This window comes from Pseudonocardia oceani (assembly GCF_019263585.2).
In the GTDB taxonomy this organism is placed as follows: Bacteria; Actinomycetota; Actinomycetes; order Mycobacteriales; family Pseudonocardiaceae; genus Pseudonocardia; species Pseudonocardia oceani.
On record NZ_JADQDF010000001.1, the window covers coordinates 2,736,863 to 2,751,814 of the forward strand.

A 14,952-nucleotide genomic window follows, 5' to 3' on the forward strand; every position below is an offset into this window, starting at 1 on the left:
CCCCGCCGGGGGTGTCCCGCCGGGGCACGGGGTACCCACGGGCGTGATCGATCGCTTCGACGGCTGGATCGCCGGCCTCGGTACGGGACGCGGCCTGCGGGTCGTGGCCGGGATCTGGCCGCGCTCCCCGCTGGGCCCGTTCACCGACGTCATGGTGGAGCGGGCCGACGGGCACCGGCTGCTGCTCGCGCCCTCGGACGCGGTGGCGGAGTTCGTCGCGGGCACCTACCTGTTCGACGAGGTGCGGGTGGGCCCGGTGCGCAGCCGGACCGACGGCACGCGCTGGGAGGTCGACGCCGCGCCGCTGGAGCTGGCCTTCACGGTCGGACGGCGGCCTGCGCTCGGGGCGCTGCTGCGCGCGGTCCCCCGACCCGTCGCGACCGACCCGCGGTGGATCTCGCTGATCGACCTCGTCGCCCGGCGCGTCCTGCCCGGCGTGCGCACCCGGGGCAGCGCGGCGGGCGGGCGCGAGGAGTTCTACGGCGCGCTCGACCTGCACCGCGTCACGTCGGCGAGCGTCGTCTGGGAGGGCGCCGACCAGGGCGGGGTGGCGCCCGTCGACCCGCCCGTGCGGTTCGGGTTCGGGTCGACGCCGCGGGTCCCGTCGCTGACCCGGGTGGTGACGCTGGTGCGGAGCGGCTGATGCAGACGTTCCTGCCCTACCCCGACTTCGCGCGGAGCGCCGCCGCGCTCGACCTCAAGCGCCTGGGCAAGCAGCGCGTCGAGGCGCTGCAGGTGCTGCGGGCCGTCACCCGGCACACCTACGGCTGGAAGCGGCACCCGGCCGTCCGGATGTGGGCCGGGTTCCCCGACGGCGTCGCGGCGTACGGCCTGGCGACCTGCGACGAGTGGGTGTCCCGCGGGCACGGCGACACCTGCGCCGCCACGATCGGCGCCGACCTCGCCGAGGCGGGCCGCCCGCCGCCGCGCACGCAGGCCGCGCTGGCCCGGCTCGCGCTGCTGCCCGACTGGATCGGCGACGAGCGCGTGCACCGCAGTCACCGCGCGGCGCTGGTGCGCAAGGACCCGGAGTTCTACGGGCCGCGGTTCCCCGACGTCGACCCGGAGCTGCCGTACTTCTGGCCGGTCTGAGGATCGGGGGCTCGGGGGCTCGGGGCCGGGGCTCAGAGCCAGCGCGGCGGCACCGGGAGGTCGCCGCCGAGCGCGGTGAGCGCCGCGCCGCCGGAGCGGCCCGTGACCCCGCCGAGCAGCTGCGCCGCTGGGCCGTGGACCTCGACGCCCGCGCCCTCGGGCCCCAGGCTCCAGGTGCGGTCGCGGTCGGTGGCCGTCAGCGTCGCCGACGGGCAGCCGTCCCTGCTGCTCAGGACTCCGGTGACGTCGTCGAGCAGGGTGTCGACGACCTCGGGCGGCAGGTCCGACACGGTCGTGCCGGACGCGAGGTCGACGGAGTGCAGCCAGACCTCGCGCACCCGCATCCACGGGATCTCCGCCGCCGGGATGGCGCGGCCCAGCGCGCTGCGGACGGTGTTGTGCCACATGCGGTCGTCGAGCGCGGAGAGGGCGACGTCGAGGTCCTCGGCGGTGATCGTCAGCTCCCGGCGCAGCGTCTCGGCCGGGCGCTGCGCGGACGACTCGATCTCGGCCGCGCGCTGCTCGGCGTCGGCGTACATCGGCGTCTCGACGCCGGTGCGGGCCCACGCGGCCAGCCGGGCCAGCGCCTCGGCGTTGCGGGCGACGTGCGCGATCACGTGCGCGCGGCTCCACCCGGGCAGCGCGCTGGGCGCGCGCAGGGCGTCGTCGGGTAGGGCGTCGACGAGCTGCACGAGGAACTCCGTGCCGGCACCCATCCACGGCAGCGTCGCCGTCACGTCGCGTCTCACGTCGGTCCCCACCTTCCCGACCGGCGGCTCCGGCCGTCCGAACCGTGCCACACCGGACGCGCCCCCGGGTACCGCGCCCGGCGCCGCCCCCATCTCACGACGCCTCGCGCACCCCGTCGGTGACCTCGTCGACGAACTCCTCGGCCGGGGCCCGCAGCAGCCCGTGCGCCTCCAGGAACACCTCGTGCGCCGCGCGGCCCGACCACCCCGTCGGCAGCAGCTCGGGCGGCAGGTCGGGGTCGCGGAACGGGAAGAGCCGGTAGTCGTGCATCAGCCGCATCCGCTCGACCAGGGCGTCCGCGCCGCGCAGCTCCCCCGCGCGGTAGCGCTCCAGCCGGGGGCGGTAGGCGTCGAGCAGGGCGGCGTAGTCGCGGTCGAGACCGTCCAGGTCCCAGGAGCGCACCGCCATGTCGCGGTCGGCGTCGACCCCCTCGGACCGGGCGCGGAACGCGTCGAGCCGGACCGAGGGACGGTCGGCGAAGTCGGCCTTCACCTGCGCGGTCCGGTCGTGCGGGCTGAGCCACACCGACGACGACAGCGGCCCGAACCCGAGCCAGGCGAGTTTCTTGCGCAGCTGCTCGCGCAGCGCCCGCTCCGTCTCGGGCACCGAGTAGATGACCATGTGCCACTGCCCGTCCCACGGGCCGGTGGCGCGGTCGAAGATGCGGGAGCGGCCGTCGTCGAGCAGCCGCCACGCCGTGCCGGTGAGCAGGTAGGTGGTCTCGCGGCCGTCGCGGCGGCTGTCCAGCCAGCCCTCCTTGCGCAGGCGCGTCACGACGACGCGGACCGTCGGCTCCGGCACCTCGAAGCACGCCATGAGCGCGGCGAGCGCGCGCAGCCGGACCTCGCCGCCCCGGTAGCGCAGGTAGTCGCCGAACAGGTCGAACACCAGCGACCGCGCCTTCACCGGCCCCACCCCCTTCCCGTGCCGTTCCGTTGACGGCCGTTGCGCCCGCGCCCCATGATGGCGCCGATCACCCGACCCCCCGCAGCTGGGAGCACATGATGGCCGAGACGTTCGTCCTGATCACCGGGGCGTGGCACGGCGGATGGGCCTGGCGTCCCGTGGCGCAGCACCTGCGCGCCGCCGGGCACACCGTGCACACCCCGACCCTGCCGGGCGTCGCCGACGGGGACGACCCGACCGGCCTGCACCTGTCCGACGTCGTCGACTTCGTGGTCGAGTACGTCGAGAGCCGCGACCTGCAGGACGTGACCCTGGTCGGGCACAGCTGGGGCGGCTACCCGATCACCGGCGCGGCGCCCCGCCTGGCGTCGCGGCTGAAGAAGGTCGTCTACTGGAGCGCGTTCGTGCCGGCGGCCGGCCGCTCGCTCTACGACGAGGTGCCCCCGCCCTACCAGGAGCTGTTCGCCGGGGTCGCGGCCGCGTCGGGGAACAACACCGTGACGCTGCCCTTCGAGGTGTTCCGCGACGGCTTCATCGCCGACGCACCCGAGGCCGTGCAGAAGCTCGTGCACGACCTGCTGGTGCCGCACCCGATGCAGTACTTCACCGAGACCGTCGAGCCGATCGACCCGGCGACGCTCGGCGTGCCCGTGGCCTACGTGTTCAGCGTCGACGACGTGGCCCTGCCGCCCGGCGAGTACGGCTGGGTACCGCGCTTCCCGGAGCGGCTCGGCGTCACCGCGACCGAGGCCCCCGGCAGCCACGAGGCGATGTTCACCCAGCCCGCGGGGCTGGCGGAGGCGCTGCTGAAGGCCTGACCGCTCGGCACACCGGACGCGCGACGCCCTTCACCCCGACCCGCCGGGCTGGGAGGATGCGGGCCCACCGGGTCGGGGGCCCGGACCTCCCGGATCCACGGCACGGAGGCTGCCGCATGGTGCGAGACGAGCACGGCGCCGAGCCGGGGGTGCTGGACCGGCCGCGCGTGGCGGGGCTGCTCCGCGCCGCCGCGCGGCGGCGGGTCACGCTCGTCGTCGCGGGCGGGGGGTTCGGCAAGACCACCGCGGTGCGCCACGCCACCGCGGGGCGCCACGGCGGCTGGCTCGCGCTGCGCCGGGCCGACCGCGCCGTCGAGGTCCTCGCCCCGCGGCTGGCGGTCGCGCTCGGCGTCGCCGCCCCGCCCGGGCTGTCGGCCGGCGGCGGCGCGCTGGGCGCGCAGGACCGGCGCGCGCTGGCCGAGGGCCAGGCCGAGCTGCTGGCCGAGGCGGTCGAGCGGGTGGCCGACCGCACGCTCGTCGTCGACGAGGTGGAGCAGCTCGCCGACGACGACCCGGGCACCGCGCTGCTGCACGCGCTCTGCCTGCACGCCCCGCCCGGGCTGCACGTCGTCCTCTGCGGCCGCCGGCTGCCGCACCTGGGCCTGGGACGGCTGCGCGGGCAGGGAGAGGTCGCCGAGGTGGCGGCGGGCGAGCTGGCGTTCACCGTCGACGAGACCGCGGCGCTGCTGGCCGCCCGCCTCGGGCCCGGCGCCACCGGGATGGCCGCGCACCTGTGCGGGCTGACCGCCGGCTGGGCGGCGGCCCTGCAGCTCGCGCTCGCCCGCCTCGACCCCCTCGAACCGGAGCACCGGCCACGCGCGCTGGAGCAGTGGGAGCGCTACCGCGGCGCGAGCTGGCGCGACTTCGCCGCCGACCTCCTCACCGGCGAGTCCGCGTCGACGCGACGGCTGCTCGCGGTGTCCGCCACCGTCCGCCGGGTCGACGCCGGGCTGGTCCGCGGGCTCGGCGTCGAGGTCGGCGACGACGACGTCGAGGAGCTCGTCGACCGGGGGCTGCTCGTCCCGGTCGGGGGCGCGGCCGCCTCCGCCGTGGAGGGTCTCGCCGTCTCCCCCGTGCTCGCGTCCACCGTCCGCGCGCAGCTGGGCCCGCACGAGACGGCCGCGCTGCGTCACGACGCCGCGGCCTGGTTGGAGGCCCGGGGCCGGTTGGAGGAGGCGCTGGAGTGCAGCGTGGGCGCCACCCCGGAGTCGACGCGGGCGCTGCTCTCCCGCAGCGGGTACGCCCTGGTGGAACGGGGGTGCGGCGGACGGGTGGCCGAGGTGCTCGCCGCCGTCGGCACGGCCGCGGAACCCCGCCTCGACGGCGTGCTCGGCGCGGCCCTGCAGGCCGCAGGCGACTGGGACGGCGCCCTGGCCGTCTACACCCGGCTGCACCGCCGCACCGGCGGTCCGGGGCCGCCCGAGGTCGCGTGGCGCCACGGCGCGCTGCTCCACATGCGCGGGGACGCGGCGGCGGCGCTCGCCGTGCTGTCCGCCGCGCCGCCCGGCGCGCTCGTCTCCGCCTGGCTCAGCACGACGCTGTGGAGCAGCGGTGACCTCGACGGCGCGGGGGCCGCCGCCGAGCGGGCCGTCGCGGAGGCCGGGGACGACCCGGTGGCCCGCACCGCCGCGCACGTCGCCGCCGCGCTGGTGGCCGCCGGGCGGGGCGACCGTGAGCGCAACGCCGCGGAGTACCGGCTCGCGCTGACCGCCGGCACGGAGGCGGGCGACTCCGCGCAGCTCGCACGGATCCACGCCAACCTCAGCTCGCGCGCGGTCGAGGAGGGCGACTACGCGGGCGCGGTGGAGCACGCCGACCAGGCGCTGCGGGCGGGCGCGGGCCACCGGTTCTTCGCCGCGCTCGCGCTGAGCAACAAGGCCGACGCGCTGCTGTGCACCGGGCGGCTCGACGAGGCCCGCGTCGCGCTCGACGAGGCCGTCGGGACCTACGCCCGACTGGGCTCGCTGCGCGAGGGCGTGCCGCGGGCGCTGCTCGGTGCCCTCCACGTCGAGCGCGGCGACCTCGTGCGGGCGCGGGTCTGCCTGGACCAGGCCGTGCGGCTCGCCGAGCGCACCGGCGACGTCCACGCCCGTGTCACGGCGCTCACCGCGCTCGTGCCGATCCTCGCCGCCGAGGACGTCGGGCGGGCGCGGGAGCTCGCCGCCGAGGCGGTCCAGGCGTCGACCAGCCTGGAGCTGGCCCGCGCGCTGTGCGCCGGGGCGCACGTCGAGCTGCACGCGGGCGACCGGCCCGCGGCCGCGGCGCTGGCCCGCCGCGCCGAGGCCCAGGCCCGGCGCACGCTCGACCGCGCCGCCCTCGCCGAGGCCCTGGGGCTGGCCGGGGTCGCCGCCGACCCGCCCGACCAGCGGCTGCTGCGCGACGCCGTCGCCGTGTGGGACGTCGTCGGCAACCCCCTCGCCCGCTGCCGCACCCGGCTCGCTCTCGCGCTGCACCGCGGCGACGAGGAGCAGGTGGCGGCGCTGCGCCGGGAGCTCGCGGCGTGTGGCGCGAGCCCGGACGTCGGCCTGCCTGCGCTGCTCGCCACGCGCGCGGGCGAGCGGCCGGCCGCCGTCCGGATCACGACGCTGGGGCGCTTCCGGCTGCTGCGCGAGGGGCGGCCGGTCACGGCGCCGGACTGGCGGTCGCGCAAGGCCCGGGACCTGCTCAAGATCCTCATCGCCCACCACGACCGCCCCGTCACCCGCGACGCCGCCGCCGACGCGCTGTGGCCGGGCGAGGCCGGTGCGCGCGTGGCGAACCGGCTGTCGGTGGCGCTGAGCGTGCTGCGCCGGGTGCTCGACCCCGACCGCGCGCACGCCGCCGACCACTACCTCGCCACGGACCTCCGTTCGCTGGCGCTGCGCACCGACCGCGTCGAGGTCGACGTCGTCGCCTTCGACCACCTGGCGCGCGAGGGCATCGCGCTCGGCATGACCGGCTACCCGGCGGAGGCCGAGGACCTGCTGCGCCGGGCCGAGCGCCTCTACGCGGGAGACTTCCTGGAGGAGGACCGCTTCGAGGACTGGGCGGTCGACCGGCGCGAGGCCGCCCGCGCCACCGCGCAGACCGTGTCGAGGCTGCTCGCGCGCCTCGCCTCCGATCGCGGCGACGAGGAGGCGGCGGGCCACCACCTGTGGCGGCTGCTCGAGCGCGACCCCTACGACGAGGACGCCTGGCAGGCCGCGCTGGGCACGCAGCTGCGCCTGGGCCACCCCGGCCGCGCGCGCCGGCTCTACGCCGGGTACGTCCGGCGGATGGACGAGCTCGGCATCGCCCCGCTCCCGCTGACCCAGGCGCGGGACAGGCGAGCCTGACCTCGCTCTCAGGACGCACTCACCCCGTCACAAGGACCCCGGCGGACGCTGCCGTGCATGCCCACGTTCGTGCTGCGCCTGCGGACAGCGGGCGAGCGCGGCGCCGCACCCCCCCGACCGGACCCGCGGTGAGGGCGCCGGCCGACGAGGAACCCGCCGACCTGCTCCGCCGCGTCGCCGCCGGGCGTCCCGGCGCCTGGGCCGACCTGATCGGGCGGTACGGATCGCTCGTCCGGGCGCGGACGGCGGCGTACCGGCTGCAGGAGGCGGACGCGCTCGACGTCACCCAGACGACGTGGCTGCGCCTGGCCGAGAACCTCGACCGCATCCACACCCCCGACCACCTCGCCGGCTGGCTGGCGGCCGTCGCCGCGCACGAGTGCCAGCGCGTCGTCCGCCAGCGCACCCGGATCGTGCTCGCCGAGACCGTGTCGCCACCCGCCTCGGAGTGGGACCCCGGACCGGAGCAGGCCGCGGTCGACGGCGACGTGCGACGCGCCGTCGCAGGGGCGATCGCGACCCTCCCGCCACTGCGCCGGGCCCTGCTGGCCGCCCTGTTCGCCGAGGACCACCGGTCCTACGCCGAGATCGCCGACGACCTCGGCGTGCCGATCGGCAGCCTCGGCCCCACCCGTGCGCGGATGCTCACCATCCTGCGCAGGACCCTTGCCGCCTCGGGGATCGCGGCCTGACGCCCGCGGGGACGGCCGGCCCCCTTCCTGGCCCGCCCGCACCGGGCCAGGATGGGGACCATGGCGTTCGTCGATCCACCCCCGCACGGCCCCGACGCCCAGCGCCTCTACGACGACGACGTCGCGACGGTCGGGTACGTGATGAACGCGTCGCGGCTGTGGGCGCACCAGCCGGCGTCGTCGGACGCGCTGTTCGCGCTGATGGAGCAGGCCGCGGCGCCGCTGGCGCTCGACCGGCGCCGCCGCGGCATCCTCGTCGCGGCCTGCGCGTCCACGATGGGCGACTCCTACTGCTCGCTCGCCTGGGGCGGGCGGCTGGCCGCCGCGAGCGACACCGACACCGCGGTGTCGGTCCTGCTCGGCGGCGACCAGGGCCTCACCACCGCCGAGCGGGCCATGGCGGGCTGGGCCCGGGCCGTGGCCCGCGACCCCAACGCCACCGTCCGCGCCGACGTCCAGGTCCTGCGCGACGCCGGATTCTCCGACGGCGACGTCTTCGCGATCACGCTGTTCGTCGCGCTGCGGATCGCCTACTCCACCGTCAACGACGCGCTCGGCGCCCGCCCCGACGCCGCACTGCGCGACGCCGCGCCCGCCCCGCTGCGCGACGCCGTCGACTACGGGAGACCCGTCGGCTGAGCCCGTCGCAGGGTCGGCGCGTGAGCGCCGGGAGCCCCTCGGCCCTGGCCACGGCCGACCTCGTCGGGCTGCCCGCGATGGGCGCGCTGCTGCGCCGCGCCTGACCGCGTCAGCACATCGGGCGACCGCGCCCTCCCCGACCCGCGCGCCGCGCGCCGGTAGGTTCGGTGCCGCCATGAGCGCTCCAGGAGGACCCGTGCAGCCAGGATCGGACCCGACCCGGCGCATCCCGGACCCCACGCGCCGCCTCGACGGCCCGCCGACCGAGCGCATCGACCCCGGCGGTGCCGGGCCGGGCACGGTGCTCGGCGGGCGGTACCGGCTCGAGGGGCTGCTCGGCTCCGGCGGCATGGCCGACGTGCACCGCGCCGAGGACCTGCGGCTGAACCGGCCCGTGGCGGTCAAGGTCTTCCGCCCCGGCACCGACCCCGACGGCGAGCGGCGCTTCGCCGAGGAGGCCCGGACGCTGGCCGGGCTGCGGCACCCCGGGCTCGTCGCGGTGCACGACTACGCCGTCGAGCACGGCCGCGCGTACCTCGTCATGGAGCTCGTCGACGGCCCGACGCTCGCGCGGGAGCTCACCCGCGAGCCCTACGACGCCGAGTCCGCGACGCGCGTCGGCCTGGAGCTGGCACAGGTCCTCGCGTACGTGCACGGCGAAGGTGTGGTGCACCGCGACGTCAAGCCGTCCAACGTCCTCGTCGACCGCGACGGCCGCATGCGCCTGGCCGACTTCGGCATCGCCCGGCTCGTCGGCAACTCCGGGCTGACGTCGGCCGACCTCGCCGTCGGCACCGTCGCCTACCTCGCCCCCGAGCAGGTGCGCGGGGAGGCCGTCGGCCCGCCCGCGGACGTCTACGCGCTGGGCCTGCTGCTCCTCGAGGCGCTGCGCGGGCGGCGCGTCTACGACGGTGACGACCGGACGGCCGCGGAGCAGCGGCTCGACCGGCCCCCGCCCGTCCCCGCCGGCCTGCCCGAGCCGCTGCGCAGCACGCTGCGCGCGATGACCGACCCCGACCCGCGCCGCCGCCCCGACGCCCGGGAGGTCGCGGCCCGCCTGAGCGCCCCCGCCGCCGTACCCGAGCCCGAGCGCCCCGACCGGCGCGGGCTCTGGGTCGGGCTCGCGCTGCTCGCCGTCGGGCTGGTGGCACTGTTCGCGCTCACCCGCGGCGGCGACGAGACCACCGTCGACCCCACCCGGGCCGCCCCGACCTCGGCGGTCGAGACCACCGAGGCCGCGCCGACCGAGGACGCCACCGAGCCGAGCACGGAGCCGGGCACCGACACGGGCGGGGACGGGGACGGGGACGGGGACGGGATCTCCTTCCCCGACATCCCCACCGACATCCCGGACATCCCCGACATCGACATCCCCACCGACCTGCCGGAGATCCCGCAGGTGCCCGAGGGCGCCGTCGACGACGCCCGCAGCGCGTGGGAGCAGTTCACCGACTGGCTGGGCCGGTTCTTCTAGAGGAGCCTCAGGCCCCCTCGACCGCGCCCGGGGGCAGGAAGTCGACGTCGTGCAGCGCCGAGAGCCGCACGACCTCGGACGGATCGGTGAGGTCGTGGAGCTGGTCGAACAGCTGCGCGAGCCGCCCGGCCGGGCTCACCCAGAACAGCGCGCGGGAGTCGGCGTCGCTGCGGTTGTAGTAGGCGTGCGGCATCCCCTTCGGCATCCGCACCGTGTCGCCCGGGCCCGCCTTCTCCCACTGCCCGTCGAGGTAGAGCGTGAACACGCCCTCCAGCACGTAGATGTGCTCGTCCTGCGTGGTGTGCACGTGCGGCGGGACACCGGTGCCGGGCGGGTCGAGCGTCTCGAAGGCGAAGCTCGTGGCGCTCGCGGCCTTGAGCGAGTAGGTGTGGCCGAGCACGTTCCAGATGCGGCTGCCCTCGTTCGCGAGGGTGATGCCGGCGGGCAGGGGTCCGAGCACGATCTCGTCTGCGGTCATGGGCCTGATCACACCAGATCGCCGCGACTCAGCACCCCCACCAGAGCCTGCCCGTCGACGACCGGCACCATCCGCAGACCCTGCTCGGCCACCAGCGCCACCACGTCGCCGACCGTGGCGTCGGCCGGCACGGACACCGGGGTCCGCGTCATCACCGCGCCGACGGTGCGCGGGCCGCGCCGCCCGGCGATGCGGTCGCCGAGCAGGTCGGCCTCGCTGACGACGCCGACCAGCCGGTCTCCGTCGACGACGGGCAGCGCGGTGAACCGGCGCTCGAGCAGCAGCTCGACGGCGAGCTCGACGGGGTCGCCCGGCGCGACCGTGACGACGTCGGTGGTCATCAGCTCGCGCGCCGGCGTCGCCGCGACGACGGCCGGGCGCTCCCGCCCCGGCAGGGTGAGCCCGAGCAGCACCTCGTCGGCGGCGTCGTCGCGCCCGGTGACCCGCCGCACGAGCGCGTCGAAGCGGCCGCGGCGCCGCGGCGGGCGGAGCAGGTCGCTGCGCGTGACGACCCCGACGAGGGTGCCCCGCTCCACGATCGGCATCACCCGCAGCTCGCCGTGGGCGCGCATCCGCTGCGCCACCACCGACGGGCTCGCGGTCGGCGGCATCATCAGGACGTCGGGGTTCATGACGTCCTCGACCAGTGCGGAGTGGTCACCGCCGGACTCCCGGTGGCGCAGCACGTCGAGCAGGCTCAGCACCCCGACGAGCCGGTGCCGGGCGTTGACCACGGGCAGCGCGCTGAACCCGAAGCGCCGCAGCCGGTCCAGCGCCACCGCGACGGTGGCGTCCCCCCGCACCGTGACGACCCGTGTGCTCATGACGTCCCGCACCCCTCGCGCCATGGGCCCACCGTAGGTCCGGACCTACACTCCGGCCATGCCTCCCGCCGGGTCCGCGCCGGTGACGATCTCGGTCTCCGAGCTGGTCGGGATGCTGTCCCTGGCCGCCGATCTGGGGCTCGGACAGCCGATGGAGCATCTGGCGCGGTCGTGCCTGATCGCCACGCGGTTCGCCGGGCGGATCGGGCTCACCGGCGACGACGTGGCCACGACCTACTCGCTCGCGCTGCTGGCGTGGGTCGGCTGCACGGCGGACTCCCACGAGACCGCCGCACGCTTCGGCGACGACATCGCGTTGCGCGCCGGGGTCTACGACGTCGAGATCGGCAGCCCCCCGATGCTCGCCTACCTCGTGCGGCGCGCCGGGGCGGGCGGGCCCGTGCTGCACCGCGCGCGCGTCGCCGGTGAGCTGATCGGCACCGGCGGGCGGGTCGTGCGGGACTCGCTGGTGGCGCACTGCCAGGTCACCGGGCAGCTCGCCGTCCGGCTGGGCCTGCCAGAGCGCCTGCGCCGCTGCCTCACCCAGACCTTCACGCGCTGGGACGGGCGCGGGTCCCCCGCCGGTGTCGGCGGTTCCGAGATCGACGTGGCGACCCGGATCGTGCGGCTGGCCGACGTCGTCGAGGTGCACCACCGCACGGGAGGCGTCGACGCCGCGCTGGAGGTCACCCGCAGGCGCCGCGGCTCCACGCTGGACCCCGGCATCGCCGACGCTTTCGCCCGGCACGGCCGGGCGGTGCTCGACGGCCTGCCCTCGGAGTCGTCCTGGCCGGACCTGCTCGCCGCCGACCCGGCGCCCCGTCCGCTCGGCGGCTCCTCGCTCGACGCCGGGCTGGAGGCGGTGGCCGACTTCGTCGACCTCAAGTCGCCGTACTTCGCCGGCCGGTCCCGCGGGGTCGCCGACCTCGCCGCAGCGGCCGCACGCCGGGCCGGGCTGCCTCCCGGCGACGTGCTGGTCGTCCGCCGGGCCGGGCTGCTGCAGGGGCTCGGCCGCTCCGGGGTGCCGAACACGATATGGGACAAGCCGGGACCGCTCACCGACATCGAGCGTGAGCGGGTCGAGCTGCACTCCTACTACACCGATCGCATGCTGCGCCGCGTCCCGGCGCTCGGGGCGGCCGCCACCGTGGCCGCGATGGCGCACGAGCGCTGCGACGGCTCCGGCTACCACCGCGGCCTCACCGCCGCGTCCCTGCCGACGACGGCTCGACTGCTCGGCGCGGCCGACTGCTACCACGCCATGACCGAGACCCGCGCACACCGACGTGCCCTCGAGCCCGGCGCCGCGGCCGTCGCACTGCGCGCCGAGGCCACCGCCGGGCGGCTCGACCCGGCCGCCGTCGAGGCCGTGCTGGGCAGCGCCGGACACCCCACGCGCCGGCCGGCCGCGGGCCCGGCCGGGCTCACCGCGCGCGAGGTTCAGGTGCTCGAGCTGCTGGCCCGCGCGGCCACCACCCGCCGCATCGGCCGGGAGCTGGGCATCTCGCCGAAGACCGCGGGCAACCACATCGAACGCATCTACGCCAAGATCGGCGCCAGCACGCGGGCCGGGGCTGCGCTGTTCGCGGTGCAGCACGGCCTGCTGCGGACCCTGGAACCCCTCGACGGCTAGCGAGGCGCTCCCCCTGGGGAGAACGCCTCATGACCCGGAACCCGCGCGGACCTAGCGTCGCCGCCATGAGCAACCGCGCCGTCGTCAATCTCACCACCGGCCTCGAGGACAGCGAGCGGGTGACCGTCGCCTTCCTGACCGCCGTCGCCGCCGCCGAGTCCGGCCGCCCCACGATGATGTTCCTGACCAAGGAGGCCGTGCGCCTGGCGGTGCCGGGCGTCGCGGTCGCCACCGCCTGCGAGGGCTGTCCGCCGCTGACCGAGCTGCTCGACCGCTACGAGCGCGCCGGCGGGCGCTACCTCGTCTGCCCGATCTGCGTGCACGCGAAGAAGCTCGACGCGACCTTCGTCGCGGGGGCCGAGATGGGCGGCACGGTCCCGCTGTGGGAGTGGATCGGCGACGAGGCCGCCACGACCTTCAGCTTCTGAAGGCGGGCGTCCGGGGGCATGATCGGGGCGTGACCCACGCGCTGGTGCAGGACGATCCCGACCTCGCCCGCGCCCGCGCGGGTGACGACGCCGCGTTCACCCGGCTCGTCGCCCCGCTGCGCCGCGAGCTGCACGCGCACTGCTACCGGATGCTCGGCTCCATCCACGACGCCGACGACGCGCTGCAGGACGCGCTCGTGCGGGCGTGGAAGGGGCTGCCGGGGTTCGAGGGCCGCTGCTCGCTGCGGTCCTGGCTCTACACCGTCGCCACCCGCACCTGCCTGACCGCGGCGGAGCGCCGCGGGAAGCGTGCGCTGCCGATGGACGTCGGCCCGGCCAGCGAGCACGTCGTCACCGGCGACACCCCGCTCGGCGAGGTGGCCTGGCTCGGCCCCTACCCGGACGCGGGGGTCGGCGCGGGCGCGGCCGCCCCGGAGGCGCGCTACGAGCAGCGCGAGGCCGTCGAGCTCGCGTTCGTCGCCGCCTGCCAGCACCTGCCGGGCAACCAGCGCGCGGCGCTGCTGCTGTTCGACGTGCTCGGGTTCTCCGCCGCGGAGATCGCCGAGCTCATGCAGACCTCCACCGCGTCGGTGAACAGCGCGCTGCAGCGGGCGCGCCGGGTCGTCGCGGAGAAGGTGCCCGAGCGCACCCAGCAGCAGACCCTGCGCGAGCTCGACGACGCCCGCGTCCGCACGATCGTCACCGGCTACTCCACGGCTCTGGAGCGCGGCGACGCCGCCGCGCTGGTCGCCCTGCTCACCGAGGACGTCACGTGGTCGATGCCGCCGCTGCCGCACTGGTACCGCGGCATCGAGGCCGTCACGGAGTTCGCGGTGGCCGTGCCGCTGGGCTCGTGCGGGCAGTGGCGCCACCGCGCCGTCACCGCCAACGGGCAACCGGCCGTGGCCGCCTACCTGCGCCAGGGCGGCGAGGGGCCGTTCCTGCCGTGGTCGATCAACGTCCTCACGGTACGCGAGGGCCGCATCGCCGAGGTCGTCTCGTTCATCGGCGCCGAGCACGTCGCGGCGTTCGGACTGCCGGGGCAGGTAGACTGAGGCTCAGCCGTTCTCCCACAGCGCCCACGGCCGGTCGCCCGCCAGGTAGGCGCGCTCCAGGGCGGAGCGCTCCTTGTTGGTGTCGGCGGGCGCCCAGAACCCGCGGTGGCGGTGGGCGAGCAGGCGACCCTCCTTGGCCAGCGCCGCGCACGCGTCGTCCATCAGGTCACCGCCCTCCGGCAGGTAGTCGAAGATCTCCGGGCGCAGCACGAAGAACCCGCCGTTCTCCCACAGCGGCATCCGGTGCAGCGGCGTCACGCTGGACACGCGCCCGTCGGCGGCCAGATCGACGCAGTGGAACGACGCCTGCGGCGTGACGGCCAGCAGGGTGGCGACCGCGTCGGTCGCCGCGAAGTCCTCGACCATCGCGTCGAGGTCGAGGTCGGTGAGGACGTCGGCGTAGTTGGCCAGGAACATCTCCTCGCCCTCGACGTGCTCGCGCACGCGCCGCAGCCGCTCCCCGATCGGCGAGCCCTCCCCGGTCTGCACGAACGTGATCGTCCAGTCCTGGATGTCGGAGCCCAGCAGCTCGACCTCGCCGCCCCTCAGCACGAAGTCGTTGGACGCCGTCTCGTTGTACCCGAGGAAGAAGTCCTTGATGTACTGGGCGCCGTAACCCAGGCACAGGACGAAGTCGGTGTGGCCGAAGTGCGCGTAGTAGCGCATGACGTGCCAGATCAGGGGTCGCGGGCCCACGTGGAACATCGGCTTCGGAACGTCGGACACGCCGTCGCGCATCCGGGTGCCGTAGCCACCGCAGAAGAGCACGACCTTCACTCAGGGCCCCCCGGTGTAGGACATAACGCCACTCTACGCACGCGGAAGGGTTACCCCCACGGGAGTGGCCAA

At 76.4% G+C, this 14,952-nt stretch carries 15 protein-coding genes; 10 read left to right on the forward strand and 5 right to left on the reverse strand.

The genetic code is table 11. The features are described from left to right. Positions 1–43 precede the first annotated feature (43 nt). Both I4I82_RS13625 and I4I82_RS13630 read left to right on the forward strand, forming a co-directional pair. Positions 44–643, forward strand: a complete 600-nt coding sequence (locus I4I82_RS13625; RefSeq protein ID WP_218592012.1) for a hypothetical protein — start codon at positions 44–46, stop codon at positions 641–643. Then, positions 643–1,092: an MSMEG_6728 family protein gene (locus tag I4I82_RS13630; protein ID WP_218595771.1), complete on the forward strand. Its 450-nt coding sequence runs from the start codon at positions 643–645 to the stop codon at positions 1,090–1,092. The genes I4I82_RS13625 and I4I82_RS13630 overlap by 1 nt, the downstream gene beginning before the upstream one ends. Before the next feature lie 32 nt (positions 1,093–1,124). On the opposite strand, the gene I4I82_RS13635 is transcribed toward I4I82_RS13630, so the two are convergent. Both I4I82_RS13635 and I4I82_RS13640 read right to left on the reverse strand, forming a co-directional pair. After that, positions 1,125–1,841: a maleylpyruvate isomerase family mycothiol-dependent enzyme gene (locus tag I4I82_RS13635; protein WP_226370042.1), complete on the reverse strand. Its 717-nt coding sequence runs from the start codon at positions 1,839–1,841 to the stop codon at positions 1,125–1,127. A gap of 94 nt (positions 1,842–1,935) precedes the next feature. Further along, positions 1,936–2,748, reverse strand: a complete 813-nt coding sequence (locus I4I82_RS13640; RefSeq protein ID WP_218593395.1) for a PaaX family transcriptional regulator — start codon at positions 2,746–2,748, stop codon at positions 1,936–1,938. Between the two features lie 98 nt (positions 2,749–2,846). Here I4I82_RS13640 and I4I82_RS13645 point away from each other — a divergent pair, with 98 nt between their 5' ends. The 5 genes from I4I82_RS13645 (at position 2,847) to I4I82_RS13665 (ending at position 9,685) form a co-directional block, all read left to right on the forward strand. Further along, the gene (locus tag I4I82_RS13645) at positions 2,847–3,566 is read left to right on the forward strand and encodes an alpha/beta fold hydrolase (protein WP_218593394.1); all 720 of its coding nucleotides are present in this window, start codon (positions 2,847–2,849) and stop codon (positions 3,564–3,566) included. Between the two features lie 116 nt (positions 3,567–3,682). After that, positions 3,683–6,880, forward strand: a complete 3,198-nt coding sequence (locus I4I82_RS13650) for an ATP-binding protein (RefSeq protein ID WP_218593393.1) — start codon at positions 3,683–3,685, stop codon at positions 6,878–6,880. A gap of 128 nt (positions 6,881–7,008) precedes the next feature. Beyond that, positions 7,009–7,572 (forward strand): RNA polymerase sigma factor, encoded by a 564-nt coding sequence (locus tag I4I82_RS13655; protein ID WP_218593392.1) that lies wholly within the window; start codon positions 7,009–7,011, stop codon positions 7,570–7,572. Between the two features lie 60 nt (positions 7,573–7,632). After that, entirely contained in the window at positions 7,633–8,211 is a 579-nt protein-coding gene (locus I4I82_RS13660; RefSeq protein ID WP_218593391.1) for a carboxymuconolactone decarboxylase family protein, read from the forward strand. Positions 8,212–8,407: 196 nt separating this feature from the next. After that, entirely contained in the window at positions 8,408–9,685 is a 1,278-nt protein-coding gene (locus I4I82_RS13665) for a serine/threonine-protein kinase (RefSeq protein WP_226370043.1), read from the forward strand. A 7-nt stretch (positions 9,686–9,692) separates the two neighbouring features. Here the strand turns inward: I4I82_RS13665 and I4I82_RS13670 are convergent, their stop codons facing one another. Continuing rightward, a complete protein-coding gene (locus I4I82_RS13670) occupies positions 9,693–10,163 on the reverse strand; it encodes a cupin domain-containing protein (protein WP_218593028.1) in 471 nt (156 codons plus the stop codon). 8 nt (positions 10,164–10,171) lie between these two features. Beyond that, positions 10,172–10,987, reverse strand: coding sequence for a CBS domain-containing protein (locus tag I4I82_RS13675; RefSeq protein ID WP_218593029.1), 816 nt, complete (start codon positions 10,985–10,987; stop codon positions 10,172–10,174). A 58-nt stretch (positions 10,988–11,045) separates the two neighbouring features. Between I4I82_RS13675 and I4I82_RS34630 the strand changes: the two genes are divergently transcribed. The 3 genes from I4I82_RS34630 to I4I82_RS13695 all read left to right on the forward strand — a co-directional run bounded on the left by I4I82_RS34630 (position 11,046) and on the right by I4I82_RS13695 (position 14,103). Then, the gene (locus I4I82_RS34630; protein ID WP_218593030.1) at positions 11,046–12,620 is read left to right on the forward strand and encodes an HD domain-containing phosphohydrolase; all 1,575 of its coding nucleotides are present in this window, start codon (positions 11,046–11,048) and stop codon (positions 12,618–12,620) included. Positions 12,621–12,685: 65 nt separating this feature from the next. Further along, positions 12,686–13,048 (forward strand): DsrE family protein, encoded by a 363-nt coding sequence (locus tag I4I82_RS13690; RefSeq protein ID WP_218593031.1) that lies wholly within the window; start codon positions 12,686–12,688, stop codon positions 13,046–13,048. A gap of 29 nt (positions 13,049–13,077) precedes the next feature. Then, positions 13,078–14,103, forward strand: coding sequence for a sigma-70 family RNA polymerase sigma factor (locus I4I82_RS13695; RefSeq protein ID WP_218593032.1), 1,026 nt, complete (start codon positions 13,078–13,080; stop codon positions 14,101–14,103). Between the two features lie 3 nt (positions 14,104–14,106). On the opposite strand, the gene I4I82_RS13700 is transcribed toward I4I82_RS13695, so the two are convergent. Continuing rightward, positions 14,107–14,880, reverse strand: coding sequence for a sugar phosphate nucleotidyltransferase (locus I4I82_RS13700; protein WP_218593033.1), 774 nt, complete (start codon positions 14,878–14,880; stop codon positions 14,107–14,109). Positions 14,881–14,952: the final 72 nt, after the last annotated feature.

Coding starts and splice junctions, on each gene's coding strand:
- I4I82_RS13630 (WP_218595771.1), top strand. CDS start 643: ATGCAGACGTTCCTGCCCTACCCCGACTTCGCGCGGAGCGCCGCCGCG.
- I4I82_RS13645 (WP_218593394.1), top strand. CDS start 2,847: ATGGCCGAGACGTTCGTCCTGATCACCGGGGCGTGGCACGGCGGATGG.
- I4I82_RS13650 (WP_218593393.1), top strand. CDS start 3,683: ATGGTGCGAGACGAGCACGGCGCCGAGCCGGGGGTGCTGGACCGGCCG.
- I4I82_RS13660 (WP_218593391.1), top strand. CDS start 7,633: ATGGCGTTCGTCGATCCACCCCCGCACGGCCCCGACGCCCAGCGCCTC.
- I4I82_RS13670 (WP_218593028.1), bottom strand. CDS start 10,163: ATGACCGCAGACGAGATCGTGCTCGGACCCCTGCCCGCCGGCATCACC.
- I4I82_RS13675 (WP_218593029.1), bottom strand. CDS start 10,987: ATGAGCACACGGGTCGTCACGGTGCGGGGGGACGCCACCGTCGCGGTG.
- I4I82_RS34630 (WP_218593030.1), top strand. CDS start 11,046: ATGCCTCCCGCCGGGTCCGCGCCGGTGACGATCTCGGTCTCCGAGCTG.
- I4I82_RS13690 (WP_218593031.1), top strand. CDS start 12,686: ATGAGCAACCGCGCCGTCGTCAATCTCACCACCGGCCTCGAGGACAGC.